Consider the following 17,845-nt stretch of genomic DNA (forward strand, 5'->3'; position numbering starts at 1 on the left):
TTTTTTATTTATTCTGACTGGAGCTACATCGTGTCAAAATAACTTAAGGCTTAGAAGTGATAGCCAACACCGACTACAATCGCGACTGGATCCAGCTTAATTTCTTGCGTCTGACCAGTAGAGAAATGCGCTGTCGTTTTCAGGTAAGTCTTCGTGACTGCTGCGTCGACATACCATTTTTCATTGATGGCATAAGCGGCACCGATCTGACCAGTTACACCAAACTTATGATCAAGTTTAAATGTTGTTGGTGAGGAGCTGCCTGTATTGGTCAATGCGGTCAATTGTCCAGAACCTGTTTCCTTCTGGAAGTAAGCATAGGTCAAGCCGACGCCGACATAAGGACGGAAAGCAGATTTCGCCTGGAAGAAGCGATATTGAGCAAACAAAGTTGGTGGCAATACTTCAGAAGTACCCAGTTTGCCTGTGCCATTGATAGCACCCGCGCCGATCAGGTTATGTTTGTATGGCAAACCCACCGCGAATTCCGCAGAGATATTGTCAGTGAACATATAGTTACCGACCAAAACAGGTTCAGTATCGCTACCGACGTCGGCCTTTGTACCTGGCAAAGCAGGCGCACTCAAATCACCACTTGTTACTTTTGGAGTGATTTGGTTAATACCAAATTTGGCTGACCACGTACCTGCTGATTGTGCTGAAGCAGCAACGCTCGCCGTCATCGAAACAGCGATTGCCAACAGCTTCATCGCCGTGTTAAAACTTTTATTCATATTGTCTCCCGATCCTTTTGACTGATGACACCTAAGTTAGTCATCTACATAATTCGATAAAGTTGCTTGCCTCATCAACATCATCGTTTCAACATAAAACCCGTTGATGTTGATGCGGAAAATCGCAAAGGTCATCTCTACCCTTGCAATCAGGCCGTGGGCTTACAGCCAGCCTTTTGCAACCATTTCTTTAGATACATAACGTGCCAGCAACAAGTAACCGTATGGTGTCGGATGTACGGAGTCAGCATACTGGTAGTTATCCACTGAGCCGGAGATCGTGTTTGATTTATTGCAGACAAGTGAGGATCCCAAAGGATTTTTCGCTGCTGTCAGATCACAAGCTGGTGTCGTCACGTTCGTCAGACCATAAATCGCAGGATTGGCGAATTGATCACGATTAATGGTGTAAGCATCAACATATAAAATGCTGGCATTGCCATCGAGACCTGCTTTCAACTGGGAATTGAATGTATTCACCATGTTGAAAATCAAAGTTTGTGTGGAAGCATCTGTACTCAAACCAAACGGTGTCTGACTAATATCAGGCAAGTTCACGACGGTGACGTATTTAGCACCCTTACCGACGATCAGCGTTTTAACATAGCCAGCCAATTCAGCACCAGCTGTACCCATTGCAGTGACAACCAGTGGTGCATTAGTTTGTACGAATGCACCTGCTGCGGCTGCACCGACAGTCGGCGTCAATTTAGCGACAGCAGCTGCCTGGCAGTTAGTTGCCTGGGCATCAGTAGGAACGCAAGTACCAGCAGCGATATCTTTTTGAATCTGACCTGGCACAGCAGCAGTGACGGCCGCCGTTGCTGCAGCGGTAGCACCGGCGGAGAACGTTGCCAGCTGGATGAATACGTCGTTACCGCCAGCCATGACGAATACGATTTCGTCACCTTTGAAGGCACCGCCGTTGATTGCCAGATGGTTCTGGATTTGTGTAATAACAGGTACGGTCAACTGGCCAAGAACAGCATTGGAGCCGCCCAGCAGTTTGTTGCCAGGACCAACTGGATTCGTTACGCGCGCACCACCTTGTGCATAGGATGTGCAACCTGCGTGGTTAACAACGGGGACGCTAAAACCTTGTGATGCCAAACCTAACAACCCTGTTTGTGCCGCGCAAGGTGCTGCCAAGCCTAACTGGGCTGCCATCAATTCTGTCCAGTTTTTAGCATTGTTCTTACCGTTTGCGTCTACATCATTGATGCTGTATTTGCCGCCTTTTAATGCTGCAACAGTACCGACTGCATAAGTGCCGACGTCGCTCAGGCTATCGCCGAACGAAACTTGGGAACTGAATTTAACCTTGGTAGTTTGATCACCGCCACCGCCACCGCCGCAACCAGCTAGAACAGCTGCTGCAAGCAATGCCAGTGCAAAATTGGATTGACGCATTTTGTCTCCTAATGGGAATATTTTTTAAAAATTAAGTGAACGGTCGTGCTAGTCACCGTGCGCTCAGTATGTCATCAGGATTTTTACCTGAATAGAGAAAATTACAATTCTAGAGTAAACATTCTTTTAAAAACAACGTGCTTTTACTCAAAAATAAAATCACGTTGCCAGATGCACAATTATTGCAAATAAACAACAGGCAATCAAGGCTTATTTTTCAAGTCCCTTTATTTTTAAAGCTTATTATTTTCAAGTCTTATTGATGTCCAGCGCCGTATCGGCAATCCGGCTATGTCTTGTGAAATAAGCCTGCGCCTGACGTCCCCACTTATCCAAGTAAGTATAGGCAATCGGAACCACTAATAAGGTGAGCAAGGTGGAAGTAATAATCCCGCCTATCACTGCACGTCCCATAGGAGCTTGCGATTCTGCTCCCTCACTCAAACCGATCGCCATCGGTAACATACCAAAAATCATTGCCAGCGTGGTCATCAGAATCGGACGCAGCCTGACCTGACCTGCCGCCAGGATCGCATCATGTTGTGACATCCCTTGTTTCTGAGATTGATTGATAAAATCGACCAGCAAAATCGCATTCTTGGTTACCAAGCCCATCAGCATAATAAAACCGATGATGGAAAAAATATTCAAGGTACTGCCGGTAATTAATAAAGCCAGCAATACGCCGATCAGAGAAAAAGGCAGCGAGGTCATGATCGCCAGCGGTTGCAAAAAACTACCGAATTGCGACGCGAGGATCAGATAAATAAAGATCACCGCAATACCCAGCGCAGCCAATGCGGCGTTAAAAGATTCCTGCATCTCCTTAGTCTGTCCCCCGACATCGAAGCGATACCCTGGTGGCAGCTCAATGGTTTTGACCAGGTCCTGAACTTCTTTACCGACATCTCCTGCCGGACGGCCTTCGACGTTGGCATAGATTGCCGCACGACGCTGCAAATCCTGGCGCTTGATAACTCGCGGACTGGTTCCCGGAATGAATTGAACTACCTGACGCAAGGGCACCATTACCGGCGTGCCGGTCGCGTCAAGCTTGCTACTTGCCAGAGACAGATCTGCAAGGTCAGAGATTTTCTGACGACCCGATTTAGGAAGCTGTACGTTGATTTCGTAATTCTGCCCGTCTGGTGCCAGCCACTGACCTATCGTGTCACCGGCAACAAATGGTCGCAAGGCGGCGCCAATTTGCTGTACGGACAAGCCCAGATCATTCGCCAGTTCATTATTGACCTTCACCAGCACTGTCGGATTGGCTCCCGTCAAACTACTTTCCAGATCTGCGATGCCCTTGATTGCGCTCAACTTCAGCATGACTTGATCGATAACCCCTTGCAGCTTATCTGCGTCAGGCCCCAGGATTGCCACGTAAATAGGTTTATTAAAACCGACGCCAAGTTCAATACCGGGAACTGATTTCAAGCGTTGACGGATAGCAGATTCAATTTCTTTTTGTGGCTTGCGGTGACTGATGCGAGGTTGGGTCAGCTTCAGATTAATCTGCGCCGCATTGCGTTCGCCTTCCACACCGACACTGGTATTCATCGTCACTATTTCCGGTATTTCTTTCAAAATCGCTTCAACCTGCATGGTCTTTTCGTTGGTGTAGATCAGGCTAGAACCAACCGGCGTTTTAAGATTAAGTGAAATTTGACTGTCATCTGTTTCCGGCGCGAATTCAGTCCCAATAAACGGTAGCAAAAAGAAACTGCCGACAAAGAGTGCGAAAGTGAGTATTAGCGTTGTTTTGCGGCGTCGCAATACCAGCTCAAGAATACGCCCGTAAAGGTGATGAAGTTGATCGATCCCGTGCTCAATCCGCTCCATCATGCGCGCCAGCCATGGAAAACGGCTAAATCGCCCTTCAGCCGGATCATGCCAAACCGAAGACAACATAGGATCTAAGGTAAAACTTACAAACAGCGATACCAGAACCGCGACAGTGACCGTAATACCAAATTGTAAAAAGTAGCGGCCAATCATGCCATTCATAAAGGCCACCGGCACAAACACCGCAACAATCGCAAACGTCGTTGCCATGACCGCGAGCCCAATTTCATTGGTGCCATCTTCAGCCGCTTGCTTATGTCCTTTTCCCATCCCTAAATGGCGAACAATATTTTCCCTGACGACAATCGCATCATCGATTAAAAGACCAATACAAAGAGACAGCGCCATCAAAGTCATGAAGTTCAAGGTAAAGCCAAATGCCTTCAATGCAATAAAAGTGGCAATCACCGAGATCGGCAAGGTCAGGCCGGTAATGATCGTGCTACGCCAGGAATGCAAGAACAAAAATACAATCAGGATCGTTAATCCGGCGCCTTCAAGAATCGTTTCCTTGACGCCGCTTAATGACTGTTTTACGTTGTCTGCGTTGTTGTAGTTGACGTTCATGACCACATCGGCAGGCAATCTCTTTTTCAGATCATCGATAGCCTCCATGATGCCATCGCCGACCTCTACAATATTGGCGTCCTGAATCTTGGTAACTGACACGCCGATTGCCCGCACACCGTTGACACGCGAAACCGATAACTCTTCACGTTCACCGTCCTGAATATCGGCAACCTGCTCCAGGTAAACCGGAGCGTTGGCACGACGGGCAACGATAATTTTATTGAATCCGCGCGGATCTGTTATTTTCGCTTCCAGACGCACCAACTGATCTTTAGCCCCTTGAGTGATCAATCCTGCCGGCATGTTCTGGTTCGTTGACTGGATTGCTGCCAGCACTTCATTCACACCGACGTGATTAGCTGCCATGCGATCAGGATTCAATTTGACTTGCACCTGCCGGACAACCGCACCCCGTACATCGACACGACCAACACCGGCGACACTCTGTAGTTTTTTCGCGATGATCTGGTCGGTCAGGTTAGATAATTCACGCAAGTTTCTTTCCTGAGAACGGATCGACATTTCCACAACAGGACGCTCATTACCGTCGCTACCACCGCGGACAATAAATGGATCTTTTACGTCTTTAGGAAAGCCCGGGCGTATCTGAGCAACTTTGTCGCGTACTTCCTGCAGCACTTTGTCTGGATTTACGGACAACTGAAACTCAGTCCAGATACCTGCACGCCCCTCGTAAGAACTTGCCATAATCCGTTTTACGCCGCTGATCGTGTTCAATACATTCTCGACCGGCTTGGTAATATCGTTTTCAACAATTTCAGGTGATGCTCCCGGATATTGCACTTCCATCCAAACGCCAACAGACTGCACGTTTGGCATTTGCTCCAGCCCCAAACCTTTGTACGAAAACAATCCCAAAACCATCAGCGCTACCATCACCATGGTGGCAAAAACCGGATTCTGAATACTGACTTTGGTGATCCACATAGCTTAGCCTTTGACTTTATCTGAAGTCACATCGGCTGCCGGGACCGATGCAATAGCAGCTTTCGGCATACTGACTTTGCTGCCGGGCTTAATGCTATCAAGCCTGGTCGAAATAATCTGCATACCAGGCTCCAGTCCCTGAGTCACCTGAACCACCCCCTCATCTTCATTGCGCAGGCCTAATTTGACTACCTGCTGCTGAATCTGATTATTGACTATGCGATAGACCACATCACTACCATTATGCTGGCGTACCGCCGTCACGGGCATCACAGGTAAAGCATTGGTTTTTTCTAATGTTAGATTACCTTTGGCAAACATACCGCCTTTCAATACACCATCCATATTCTCAACGCTCACATAGACCAGCATTGAGCGAGACCCGGCCTCAGCAGACGGATTGATACGGGCGACTTTGCCGGTAAAAGAACGAGAGCCAAAACCATCTACAGAGAATTTGACATTTTGGCCAATTTTGACACGGGGGATTTCGCTCGACGGCACTTGTGCCTCAAGGATCAACTGAGCGAGATTGACGATACTGAATAAGGGACTGTCTGGCGAAACCTTGTCACCAGCCTGAACGCTGCGTTTACTGACGATACCGTCTACGGGAGATTTCACCAACGTATCGGCAACAGCAAGCTGTGCAACCTCCCGCTGTGAGGTTGCAGACTTCAGGCTGGCATGCGCCAGGTCCAGACTATTCTGTGTTGTATCAAACGCATTTTGAGAAATGTAATTCTGCTTGAGCAAGGCCTCATTCGAATGACGATTTTTTTGCGCCAATGCCAGGCGAGCCTGAGCTTCATCGACAGCAGCGTCTTGGATATTGAAACGAGCACGTAAATCCGCGCTGTCAAAACGGGCGATCACTTGCCCTTTCCGGACTGGCATTCCCTCTTGCACCAAAGTTTCATGCACCTCAGCAGCAACCTTTGCCCGCACAGTAGTCTGACTTGCTGGCATCAGTGAGCCGGATATAGGCAGGTTCAGGCTTAATTCGCGTGCTGTGATTTTCACCACATCAACAGCTGCCAGCTCATAAACCGGCTCTTTCTTAGCCATCGCTTTTTCACCGTCTTTCGCCTGCGCTGCAATCGTCTTGGTGTAGATGATCCAGCCACCGCCGACAATTAGCACAGCAATCAAACCCATTACAGGCAAACGCCAGCGACGTTGTGATAGTGAAGACAAAACGGGAGTGTCTATTTTCATGATCTGCTCTTGTATTATTTTTTATAAGTGGAGTAACTACTTCGCTGCAATGCGCTCATCGTTATTTTTATAATGGCAATTTGCACTATTCAGACCTAGCTTATAGAAATAAGTTCGCCAAAATCCTCATTGTCTAAGACGAAGATTACTGCCATTGAAGTCAAGCGTATTACAACAGAGGAATACGTACCAATAATACAATCGATCAGAAAAAAAACGGGAGACTTTAATAAAATAGCCAGTTAAATCAGGACGAAAGTTACCATCGCTCATTCAAGCTAAAGCCTAACTACGTGGAAATATGGTGGGAGCGCTTAAGGTAACAGATAAAAAGTACAGGATAAATAAATCATTCATACGCTACTCAACCGATGCCCATCCTGAGCACCAGTTGCCGACTATTAACGAGATCAGGTTTGTGCCGACGATTGAATACGGCTATCCAAAGAGAACTTTCCTGCGCCGAATACCAATAAAACCAGAAGTAGTAATCCCCAGTACAAATGATCATTGATCGCTGCAGGGCATTCAAATTTCCAGAGTTGAGGATACGAAATCACTGCCATTGCGTTCACGACAAACAGTCCGAGCGCAGCAGGACGTGAAAATAATCCTGTGATCAGAAGTATTGGTAAAAACAGCTCGCCACCCGCGCCCATGATGGCTGCTAACTCAGGGGGTAGTAAAGGTACGGTGTATTCTTCACGGAACAAAGACAGTGTTCCCTCCCAGTCTTGGACTTTGATCATTCCTGCTTTTAGAAATTGCCAGCCTACGAAAACACGCAATCCCAGATTCAGCAGAGCGCCACCCCATTCTTTTAGCATATGATCGAATTGCGTCGTCAGTTGGTGCAGGCGTAAAAATTGATTCATATTCTTCTCCGTTTAATTGATTGATATCAGGATTCCTGTAGATCATTAGTCGGAGTTGAAGAGGAGTTCTTACAATATATCCGTGGAATTTAACTCGTCAGTACAAATAATTCCCACTGAAACCATTGCTGGAGGCGCTCAGTAATTGGGAATTCCGCATCACATTCAACAGCAAGTTCCAGGGCTTCTCCAAGATTTCTTCCCTGCGACAAAGCTTGCAAAGCGATATAAGACGCGGTATCGATGACGTGGAGAGCAGGCGTCCACTTTTGACGATGAATCAAGATGTGATTTTTGCGCTGTATCTCTGAGGGAAACATCTCATTGCCGATATTTTGGTGGGCAAGCCAGATGTCAGCGCTAGCCCAGTCCGATACAATTAATTTATACGAAGGATGCAGTTCCAGCGATGCATCAGCGAATTGCGCGCCAAAGCGGCTGATTAGCTCTGACAAATGTAATGTGGATTTGTCCTCAGCATAATAGGCCTGATGCAATAGCCACTCTACTCTTGCGACATCTGAAAAGTAAGGATAGTCCGCAGACACACCGAATTCCTCATCTTCTAGAAAAGTCGCCAGAGAAACGCCGAACTCGTTCAGGTCACCCGAAGTTGATGGATAGCGGCGACCATATTCTCTGGCCATTTGTCCAAAAAATTCGTCACCGACTAATTGATGGAGTACGGGATAGACATTTTTCAAAGTCTGACTCCAGATTGCCGTCAGATTGCCCCGATAAGTGGCAAGCCGCGATGTGATCTGCGAGGGCTTGGTGCTAAATATATTCAGCTCTGGGTGTGGCGCTGCATTCAGTTTAGAAGCAGATATGGTAGCAATCAAGCTCTCAGAAAATCGTAATTGCAATTCAATCAGTGTAGCTCTATTCGCCGGATTAAGCAGGGGCGGATTGTTCGCTGTCATGCAACCACCTTGGCATTAGCGCGGTACAGGCCAGCTTTGGCGGCCTCCGCCAGTACCACCGGTAATGCAGGAATATCCGTATCCCATTCAATCAACACCGGAATATCTGGACTGAACAGTGTGCAAGCTCTTTCATATAACCCCCAGACTTCAGGAGCAACGCTGCAACCGTGATGATCGATAAGGCAATCGTCACTACGCAAATGTCCTGCGAGATGAATCTCTCCGATCACACCCTTTGGAAGATGGGTCAATTCCAGTAGCGCGGCATCGGCGCTCTCGCCGTGATTATGCTGATTGACGAAGAGATTATTCACGTCAAGTAAAATGCCACAGCCGGTACGACGCGCAAGTTCGACCAGAAACGTAGCCTCAGACATCTCGTCTTCGGCAAAACGCAGATAGGTCGATACGTTTTCAATCAAGACGGATCTTTGCAACAAGTTTTGTAACTGATCAACACGTTCGCACATCAATGCCAGAGCATCTTGTCTTAATGGGAGGGGAAGCAAATCGTTTAAATGACGCCCCGCAATAGCACCCCAGCATAAGTGTTCGGATACTAGAGCAGGCTGGATTCGATGTACAAGTTTTTTGAGTTTATGCAGATGAGTTTGACTAAACCCCTGCGCGGAGCCCAGACCAAGACCCACACCATGCAGGCTGACAGGGTAATCCTGACGTAGAGTCTGCAATACATGCAGATCATAACCGCCATCACCAAAATAATTTTCTGAATGAACCTCTAGCCAGCCGATATCAACAGAGGCATGTAGAAAATCACGATAGTGCTGACTACGCAAGCCAATCCCGACGCCGAGGTCGGGATTGGCTTGCTGCACTGAGCAGGAAATAAAGCTCAATTACTATCTTGCTAAATTAAGCTTTGCTATCTACCTTGCCGCCCATTTTTTCACAAGTACCGGCAGGGACTTTTTTCCACTCATTTGGATCCATGTCTTTCTTGCCCTGACCTGCACAGGAATGAGAACCTGTTTTGGTTGCGCAATCGTTTTGACCAGCTTTAGCGATACCAAAACATTTTTCTGTTTTTGCTGGCTCTGCTGCCAACGCCACTGTAGAACCCACTAAACTTGCTAATGCGACTGCGATCAATGCCTTGTTATTCATGTTTATCTCCTGAAAAATTTAAAGAAAGAATCGTAAAAAAGACTAATAAAAATCACTTACGATCAATAGTCGGGCAAAGCCAAGATACCTTACACATTTTTTGAGAAAATGTCGCCATCTACTTTTCTCATAGCTGCTATCGATACCTTGCTTTGATCTTTACGCAAGGCTTTGAGGATCAGATTCACTATAATGGTAAAAAATCCGCGAACGATACTATTACGATCACTTCACCATCAAACTAGTCCACCTAAATGACAACTCGAAATCTGATGCGCTTAAGAGAGACGCTAGAATTGTTGCAACAGCAAGATCTGTCCGTTATGCAATTCTGCCAGGAATGGCGTGTTGATCATGCTGTGACGCAGCAACTACCGCAACGGTATGCAGAGGTGATGGAAAATTTATTGGGTAGATTAGAATCAGGCAGCCTGTTTAGCGAAGAGAGCTGTTCATTCAGTCAGCATGAGCTGTTAGCTCAGCTTGCTCTATGGCTGGACAAAGCTGAAATTCAGATGGCGAAGGCAATTTAGTGTATCCTGCCAGCCGCTCACCAGACGTGCGGAGTGCGGCAGATGAGTCGGCAGGGGATTTATTCGGGCATTGCAAAAAAGCTTTTATACTCCTCAACGATCATAATCTATGTTAACCAATCAGGAACATTATGCAAGATCTTAGCTTTAGCCTCGAAGGTGAGTTTGTAGAACTCAACCAGTTATTAAAACTCGTTGGCCTGTGCGACAGCGGCGGCGCTGGCAAGGTCATCGTCGCCAGCGGCTCAGTGAAAGTAGACGGAAAACAAGAGTTACGTAAAACGGCCAAAATCCGTGCGGGTCAAATCGTGATCTTGGGTGACGTCCGGATCAAAGTCAGTGCTTAATTAATGAGTACTTAACTACTGGAGTGCTTAACTACTGATCTTCGCATCGGCAGGTAGATTCACCTGCCGTCGAAAAATGTCCGTAAGCTTTACCTAGGCTGGCTGAGCTGCCGTGATCGCGTCACTTGTCATAAAACGCGCCAGCATATTGTCCATCGTATCGACATGGTGTTCGAACCATAGCGGCAATTCTTCGGCAAGCCTCGCTGCTAGGTCCATCTCTCCTGCTTCGACGATACGGCGGCGGACCTCACGCATGACTTGCAAGACAGCATCATGCTCAGTCATGTGACAACCAGCAGGCGGAAATGCATTGCTCTTCATCCATTGATTTTCTTGTTCAAAATGCTCTACCGAGTGCGCAATTAATGCATCTAGTCTTGCAATAAACGTATCGGGGTTATCCTCTGACAATGCCGCGCACAACATCACGAACTCCTGATGTGTCTCGTCCATTGGCTCATACTGCAACTTTAGTCGGTCTGACCAGCCCCAGTTGGTATCGCTCATACTTATCCTTTTTTACTCGATCTACATATCGGTGAAATTATTCTGACAACGATGATTGAACCGTATTGAACAGACAATCCTGCAATCACCCAGCATCAAAATGTGCCACTGAGAATACCGTGAACCTCAATGCCCGCTTGACTCTCCGGACAATACTGAGTGATCAAGAGAGATCAACTATCGTTTTCAGGATTATCACTGATCCAAGATTTTTTCGCTTGAGGCAGGATAAAAAACCCTCATCAATTTCCGTCTCCTCGCAATCATAAAAAAAGCACAGCGGCGAAGGCTGTGCTTTTTGCTACGAATGATTAACTAGATTATCTAGGCTGTCGTATTGATGTTTCTTCCGAGATTTGGTGGCAAATTCGATATCGCCTTATTATCCGGGATCGCTTCGATCAATGCGGTCGCGCTTTCGGCGCTGACATCCAAGGCTTTTTTCAAAACGGCAACACTGACTGCCTGGCTAATGCCCACGTCCGCCAAAGTTGTTGATACACTGGCAATTCCTGTAACATCCATGACAATCTCCCATAACTTGGTATTCAGTTATCGGCGTACTTCCATCTCTACTTTAGGGTCATGCAAGAATAAATTTTTTGCTAAAGACGATTGAATCCAGGCAAGTATTTGCTCAGGCAGATTTAAATCCAGCCAGACCAGATCTGCCCTCAGACCTTCTGGCCTGGGAATATCTGATGCTACCGCGACAATGTGTGGATCATCCGGATATAAGGCAGGCTTGCCTAGGCCGGGGCGGTGGATTTCGATTTTAGCAATCGCTTCCCACTTATACCCCTCAATCAAAATCAAATCTGAAGGCGCAAGTCTGGGCAGTAATTCCAGCAAACCCGGCTCATTCTGTTCGCGCAACTCGCTGGTAATCGCGTAGCGAAATGGCGATGCAAGCAAAACTTCATTTGCCCCAGCACGGCGAAAACGGGCGCTGTCTTTGTGCGAGGGTTCCAGAATAATGTCATGGTGGCTGTGTTTGACCACATTCACCTTCAAACCACTGCCGCAAAGAGCAGCAATCAGATATTCCAGCAAAGTCGTTTTACCGCTGCCGGACCAGCCGACGATACCCAGTAAATGGTTTGACATCCAGATTCCTAAATCAATGTAGTCCGTTTTTACACGCTTGCTCAATCAGGTTCAGCAAACAAGCGCACAGATTTTACATTGAATTATTGTTCAGGCACCTGGTGTACCTCACGCAATCTCAACAAGTATCCATCAGAATCGCCGGTCAGCCGCTATTTCGCAAACCTGCCGCAATACCGTTAATGGACAAGTGAATACCGCGACGCACGCGCTCATCCGGGTCGCCGTTACGATAACGCTCGAGCAATTCAACCTGCACGTGATTCAAAGGTGAGAGATACGGAAAGCGGTTACTGATCGAGCGTTTTAACAAAGGATTTGCCGACAACAATTCGGACTGGCCAGAGATTGCTGTCAACGCAGCAATCGCTGCCTCATGCTCAGCCTTCAGACGCGAGAAAATCCGGTCGCGTAATGCCTCATCTTTCACCAGCTGGGCGTAACGACTGGCGATACCGATATCGCTCTTGGCCAGCACCATCTCCATATTCGACAACACCGTTGAGAAAAATGACCAGGTCTTAAACATCGCCTGCAAGGTCTGCAAACCATTCTCCGGATGGGCCTTCAGGTAACTTTGTACCGCGGAACCAAAACCAAACCAGCCAGGCAGCATCAGGCGACACTGTGACCAGCTAAATACCCAGGGAATAGCGCGCAGATCTTCAATCGCGGTCGATTTTTTACGTGATGCCGGACGACTGCCGATATTCAATCCGGCGATCTCAGAGATCACGGTAGACTCCCAGAAATATTGCTCAAACCCTTCAGTCTCATACACCATATTCCGGTACGCGCGGAAGGCGTGATCCGACAACTCTTCCATGACTTTTAAAAACTCTGCGGGCGGCTCTGGCTCTGAGTGCGACAGCAAACTGGCTTCCAGCGTCGCCGCTGCCAGTACCTCCAGATTACGGCGGCCGACTTCCGGATTACCGTACTTCGCGGTGATGACTTCACCTTGCTCAGTCAAACGTATTTGTCCTTGCACCGCACCCGCCGGCTGCGCCAGAATCGCCTGATAACTAGGTCCGCCACCGCGACCGACCGAGCCACCGCGACCATGGAATAAGCGCAGGCGCACTTGATGTTTGGCAAAGATCGTGACCAGATCCAGCTCAGCCTTATACAACTCCCAGCCAGAAGTCAGGAAACCGCCGTCCTTGTTACTGTCCGAATACCCGAGCATGACTTCTTGCGCATTTCCCCGGCTTGCCAGCAGGCGCGCATAGGCAGGCAATGCTAATAATCGGTCCATCGCAGGCGCACTGTTTTGCAAGTCACCAATCGTCTCAAACAAAGGAATGATATTGACGTCCAGGCTGCCTTCGAGCGGATGCAATAAGCCCGCTTCTTTCAATAGCACCGCCAGCTCCAGCATATCGGAGACGCCATCGGTCTTGGAGATGATGCAATTGGGTACCGCACCTTTGCCGTAGCGCAGCTGCGCCGTGCGCGCACCACGGTAGATGGCTAGTTCGGACTGCGTTTCTTCTGAATACTCGAGATACGGCGATGCCAATGGGCGGGTTGATGCAATCTCTTCTGCCAGCAAAGCAATGCGCTGTTCTTCGTTCAGTTGCAGATAATTGGTACCTGGATTGGCGGCCTCCAGCAACTCCGCAACAACACGCTCATGTACATCGGAATTTTGACGCAAATCAATCGGCGCAAGATAAAAACCAAATACCCGCACAGCACGGCGCAGATGGCGCAAACGACCACGCGTTAAAGCGGCGGAGCCGTTATCAAATAAGGATTGATGCACGACATCGAGATCGGCTACCAATTCTTCTGCGCTTGTATACGCCTCCGCATCGCCCGATGCATGAATCGCCGGCTCCGTACCGAGTAATTGTTTATAGGTCTTTGCCAGGCGTGCATAGATACCGCTGACCGCCAGGCGATAGGGCTCATCTGAGCGGTGTGGTGAGTGGTCAGGCGAACGCTGCGCCAATGCCAATAAGTCTGGTGAAACATTCACCAGCAAAGTTGCCATCGACAGTTGCGAACCCAGCGTATGTAGTTCACCGAGATAAAAAGTGAACGCGCGGTTCGATTGCATTGCCAGTGTTTTTTCTAATACGCTGGCGGTGACAAACGGATTGCCATCACGGTCACCGCCTATCCAGCTGCCCATCTTCATGAAGCTTGGCAAATCAACTGCCTGCTTATTGCCCTCTTTGCTGCTCAGCAGATCTTCCAGTCCGGCATACAGACTTGGCAATTCGCGCAAGAATGTATAGTCATAAAAACTCAGACCGTTTTCGACCTCATCAAGCACTGACAATTTAGAGGTACGCAACATACGGGTCTGCCACAAGGTCAGCACAGCACGGTTGAGTGCTTCTTCATTCGCAGCAGATTCTTCCGGCGTCAATTGCATACGGTCACGCTCATCGAGCAGACGTGTAATCACCATCTGACAATTCAAAATACTTTTACGCTGCACCTCGGTCGGATGCGCCGTCAGCACTGGACTGACTTCCGCAGTCTGAAAAAAATCAAGCAATTGCTGCGTACTATGTCCTGTGTTGTACAGCGACTCAATCGTATGCGCCAGACTACCGGCACGCGGTGCCGAACCAGCGATCAGATGCTTGCGGGTGCGGCGGATGTGATGCTGATCTTCTGCCAGATTGACCAGATGCGAAAAATAACTAAACGCCCGAATCACTTGCGTAGTCTGGTCATTTGTCAGCGTATCGAGTGTCGACTCCAGCGCCTCACGCGCTGCCTCATCGGCATCACGACGAAAGCGGATCGAATTTTGCCGTACTGTCTCGATCAGATCAAAAATCTGGTCGCCGTGCTGGTTGCGCACGGTATCGCCCAGTATGCGGCCAAGGCGGCGGATATCGTCACGCAGGCTTTGGTCTTTGTCGTCTTCGGTCAGATCGATTTTTGGATGGAGATGTGCATTCATACGGGCAGATTTTATGAGACGAAAGGAAATCGGGAGATGAAAAATTTTTGTCGATCTTTGCATGCCTTACACCAGTCTGGCACAACAGCACGAGCAAAGGAGCGAGCACCACTGCAATATGTAGAGCATTAAACATACCAAGATCAGACTACCGCAATAACATGACGGACAACTTACAACGATTCAGAGCGCTCTGTTCAGACCAAACAGATAGTCGATATTTCTGTGTTTCGATGCATGTGTATTTCGTGACTGCTATGCCGCTTTCTATGCAGCTTTACTCGGTTGCATCGTCAGCTTATCGCGCTTACCGATGGCATTTAACAAACCACGGGTAGAGCTGTCGTCATCTTCTTTAACAGAAGATGGATCCAGGCTGATCAGCTGTTGCGCCAGCGATTTACCCAGTTCGACACCCCACTGATCAAATGCATTGATATCCCAGATCACGGATTGCACAAACACCTTGTGTTCATACAAAGCGATCAGTGCGCCGAGTGAACGCGGCGTCAATGAATCCAGCAACAAGGTCGACGTCGGACGATTACCTTCAAAGACGCGCGGCGCCAGTACCTTTTCAGGTAAATCACCCAATTCGGCACGCACTTCGCTAATATCCTTGCCCCACGCCATCGCTTTGGATTGCGCGAAGCAATTGGCGAGTAAGGCTTTATTGTGACTTGGCAACCCTGCATCATCATCAGCAACCACAATAAAATCCGTCGGGATAATCGTCGCGCCCTGATGTAACAACTGAAAGTAAGCATGCTGACCATTGGTGCCTGCTTCGCCGAACAAAATCGGTGACGTGGCGTAATCGACGCGCTGCCCTTCTCTGGTCACAGACTTGCCGTTACTCTCCATTTCGAGTTGCTGCAAATACGCAGGCAAGCGCGTCATCCGCTGATGATACGGTGCAATCGACAAGGCTTGCAGACCGAGGAAATTAATATTCCAGACACCGATCAATGCCATCAATACCGGCAGATTGTGCTCCAGCGGCGCTTGCGCAAAATGCAGATCCATCTCATGCGCGCCAGCCAGCATTTCTTCAAACCGGTCAGCCCCTACGTACAGGGCAATCGACAGGCCAATCGCACTCCACATCGAGTAACGGCCACCAGCCCAATTCCAGAATGGAAATACGTTTTCTTCAGCGATACCGAATTCTGCAGCGGCTTTCACATTGGTACTCAGCGCGACAAAATGCTGACGGATCTGATCGGCAGGACAACCGTGCGCCAACATCCATTGACGTGCAGTACGGGCGTTGGTCAATGTTTCCATTGTCGTGAAAGTCTTCGACGCCACCACGAATAAAGTCGTCTCAGGGTCAGCGTTCTTCAACGCGTCAGCCACATGGCGACCATCGACATTCGACACAAAATGCAGGGATAGATTTTTTTGTGACCATGGTGCCAGCGCAATGCAGGCCATTTGCGGACCAAGATCAGAACCACCGATCCCGATGTTGACAATCGTACGTATCGCTTTGCCGGTATAACCGAGCCAGCGACCTTCGCGCACGGCGTCGCTAAAAGTACGCATCTGCGCCAGAACCTGATGTACGTCTGCGGCAATATTGTCACCGTTCAGATAAAACGACTCACCTTTGGGCAAGCGTAATACCGTGTGCAATACCGCACGATTTTCGGTGTGGTTAATTGCTTCGCCGCGCAACATCGCATCGCGACGGCTCTCGACATCTTGCTGCCTCGCCAGCGCCAGTAAATTCAGTTTCGCCGTGGTATCCATACGCTGTTTGGAATAGTCCAGCAAAATGCCGCAAGCCGATGCAGAAAAATGCGTGAAGCGCTGCGGATCGGCACGGAATAATTCTTTCAGACCAGGCAAATTGGTCGCGCGTTGTTGCAGCAGACACCAAAGAGGAGTACGGGAAACAGAGGTAACCATGATCGATTGCTTTAGAGTGACGAGGAGATCAAAAAAATGAAAAAAGAGCCAGCGAATGAATCGCTTTATAGGGAGTATCTGATTATTACCCTCTTATCCGCTCATATTCATTAGTGCGTTAAGAAAAATAATCCTATACACCCTACCAGTATATTACTTAGGTAGTAACTAGACCGGTTACTTACCCGCGGCGGCAGCCTGTGCCGCCAAATTGCCGATAGCCTGCCAGTCGCCCGCATTGATCAGATTGGCCGGACACATCCAAGAGCCGCCGACACACAGGATATTTTTTTGTTGCAGCAACGCGGGCGTCGCCTCAACCGCAACGCCACCAGTGAGGCAAAAACGCACATCAGGGAAAGGACCGCCTAAAGCTTTGGCCATTTTGGTACTGCCGACGATATCGGAGGGGAACAACTTAACCACATCAAAACCATGCTCCAGCGCCAGCATCAGGTCACTCGCGCCACCGACACCGGGGAAGTAAGGTAAGCCTGACTCTGCCGCTGCCTTTGCCAGTGCCGGCGTGATGCCAGGACTGATGCCGAATGCGGCACCGGCGTATTTCACGGCATCCAGTTGCGCATAGGTCAAAATCGTTCCGGCACCGACCGTCACATCCGGGCAAGCCTTCACCACTTCACGCAATACCGTCATTGCATTCGGCGTACGCAGTGTGATCTCAACCGCGGGCAAACCGTTTTCTGCCAGAGTCGTTACACAACGAATCGCCTGATCCACATCATCCGTCACCAGAATCGGCAACACGCGGATTTGTTCTAATTGCTGAATGATGCTTTGTTTGGTGTGAATCATGATGGTCTCGCTCCCGCTGTATAGGTAAATGATGC

General features: G+C 48.6%; 16 protein-coding genes. 2 read left to right on the forward strand and 14 right to left on the reverse strand.

Features of this window, described 5'->3' with window-relative positions:
* Positions 1-50: 50 nt before the first annotated feature.
* The 8 genes from ACO0K3_RS18915 to ACO0K3_RS18950 form a co-directional block, all read right to left on the reverse strand.
* Positions 51-734, reverse strand: coding sequence for an OmpW/AlkL family protein (locus ACO0K3_RS18915; RefSeq protein WP_422987309.1), 684 nt, complete (start codon positions 732-734; stop codon positions 51-53).
* 162 nt (positions 735-896) lie between these two features.
* Positions 897-2,144 (reverse strand): SGNH/GDSL hydrolase family protein, encoded by a 1,248-nt coding sequence (locus ACO0K3_RS18920; RefSeq protein WP_422987311.1) that lies wholly within the window; start codon positions 2,142-2,144, stop codon positions 897-899.
* Between the two features lie 249 nt (positions 2,145-2,393).
* Complete coding sequence (locus tag ACO0K3_RS18925) at positions 2,394-5,510, reverse strand: efflux RND transporter permease subunit (protein WP_422987313.1); 3,117 nt, start codon at positions 5,508-5,510, stop codon at positions 2,394-2,396.
* A gap of 3 nt (positions 5,511-5,513) precedes the next feature.
* Positions 5,514-6,728: an efflux RND transporter periplasmic adaptor subunit gene (locus ACO0K3_RS18930; protein WP_422987315.1), complete on the reverse strand. Its 1,215-nt coding sequence runs from the start codon at positions 6,726-6,728 to the stop codon at positions 5,514-5,516.
* Between the two features lie 410 nt (positions 6,729-7,138).
* Positions 7,139-7,603, reverse strand: coding sequence for a DoxX family protein (locus ACO0K3_RS18935; RefSeq protein ID WP_422987317.1), 465 nt, complete (start codon positions 7,601-7,603; stop codon positions 7,139-7,141).
* An 89-nt stretch (positions 7,604-7,692) separates the two neighbouring features.
* Positions 7,693-8,526 (reverse strand): putative DNA-binding domain-containing protein, encoded by an 834-nt coding sequence (locus ACO0K3_RS18940; protein WP_422987319.1) that lies wholly within the window; start codon positions 8,524-8,526, stop codon positions 7,693-7,695.
* Complete coding sequence (locus tag ACO0K3_RS18945) at positions 8,523-9,389, reverse strand: DUF692 domain-containing protein (RefSeq protein WP_422987321.1); 867 nt, start codon at positions 9,387-9,389, stop codon at positions 8,523-8,525. Before ACO0K3_RS18945 ends, ACO0K3_RS18940 begins: the two co-directional genes overlap by 4 nt.
* Positions 9,390-9,405: 16 nt before the next feature.
* On the reverse strand, positions 9,406-9,657 hold the full coding sequence (locus tag ACO0K3_RS18950) for a DUF2282 domain-containing protein (protein WP_422987323.1): 252 nt from the start codon (positions 9,655-9,657) through the stop codon (positions 9,406-9,408).
* Positions 9,658-9,911: 254 nt separating this feature from the next.
* Between ACO0K3_RS18950 and ACO0K3_RS18955 the strand changes: the two genes are divergently transcribed.
* A complete protein-coding gene (locus ACO0K3_RS18955) occupies positions 9,912-10,190 on the forward strand; it encodes a hypothetical protein (RefSeq protein ID WP_422987325.1) in 279 nt (92 codons plus the stop codon).
* A gap of 131 nt (positions 10,191-10,321) precedes the next feature.
* The gene (locus tag ACO0K3_RS18960; RefSeq protein ID WP_422987327.1) at positions 10,322-10,537 is read left to right on the forward strand and encodes an RNA-binding S4 domain-containing protein; all 216 of its coding nucleotides are present in this window, start codon (positions 10,322-10,324) and stop codon (positions 10,535-10,537) included.
* A 93-nt stretch (positions 10,538-10,630) separates the two neighbouring features.
* Here ACO0K3_RS18960 and ACO0K3_RS18965 read toward each other — a convergent pair whose 3' ends face one another.
* The 6 genes from ACO0K3_RS18965 to eda form a co-directional block, all read right to left on the reverse strand.
* Entirely contained in the window at positions 10,631-11,047 is a 417-nt protein-coding gene (locus tag ACO0K3_RS18965; protein WP_422987329.1) for a hemerythrin domain-containing protein, read from the reverse strand.
* Between the two features lie 324 nt (positions 11,048-11,371).
* Positions 11,372-11,572 (reverse strand): YjfB family protein, encoded by a 201-nt coding sequence (locus tag ACO0K3_RS18970; RefSeq protein ID WP_422961443.1) that lies wholly within the window; start codon positions 11,570-11,572, stop codon positions 11,372-11,374.
* 27 nt (positions 11,573-11,599) lie between these two features.
* The gene (gene mobB, locus ACO0K3_RS18975; RefSeq protein ID WP_422987331.1) at positions 11,600-12,154 is read right to left on the reverse strand and encodes a molybdopterin-guanine dinucleotide biosynthesis protein B; all 555 of its coding nucleotides are present in this window, start codon (positions 12,152-12,154) and stop codon (positions 11,600-11,602) included.
* A 145-nt stretch (positions 12,155-12,299) separates the two neighbouring features.
* Positions 12,300-15,080 (reverse strand): phosphoenolpyruvate carboxylase, encoded by a 2,781-nt coding sequence (gene ppc / locus ACO0K3_RS18980; protein WP_422987333.1) that lies wholly within the window; start codon positions 15,078-15,080, stop codon positions 12,300-12,302.
* Between the two features lie 267 nt (positions 15,081-15,347).
* Complete coding sequence (gene pgi, locus ACO0K3_RS18985; protein WP_422987335.1) at positions 15,348-16,994, reverse strand: glucose-6-phosphate isomerase; 1,647 nt, start codon at positions 16,992-16,994, stop codon at positions 15,348-15,350.
* A gap of 177 nt (positions 16,995-17,171) precedes the next feature.
* Complete coding sequence (eda, locus tag ACO0K3_RS18990; protein ID WP_422987337.1) at positions 17,172-17,810, reverse strand: bifunctional 4-hydroxy-2-oxoglutarate aldolase/2-dehydro-3-deoxy-phosphogluconate aldolase; 639 nt, start codon at positions 17,808-17,810, stop codon at positions 17,172-17,174.
* Positions 17,811-17,845: the final 35 nt, after the last annotated feature.

Source organism: Undibacterium sp. Rencai35W (genome assembly GCF_049340185.1).
In the GTDB taxonomy this organism is placed as follows: domain Bacteria; phylum Pseudomonadota; class Gammaproteobacteria; order Burkholderiales; family Burkholderiaceae_D; genus Undibacterium.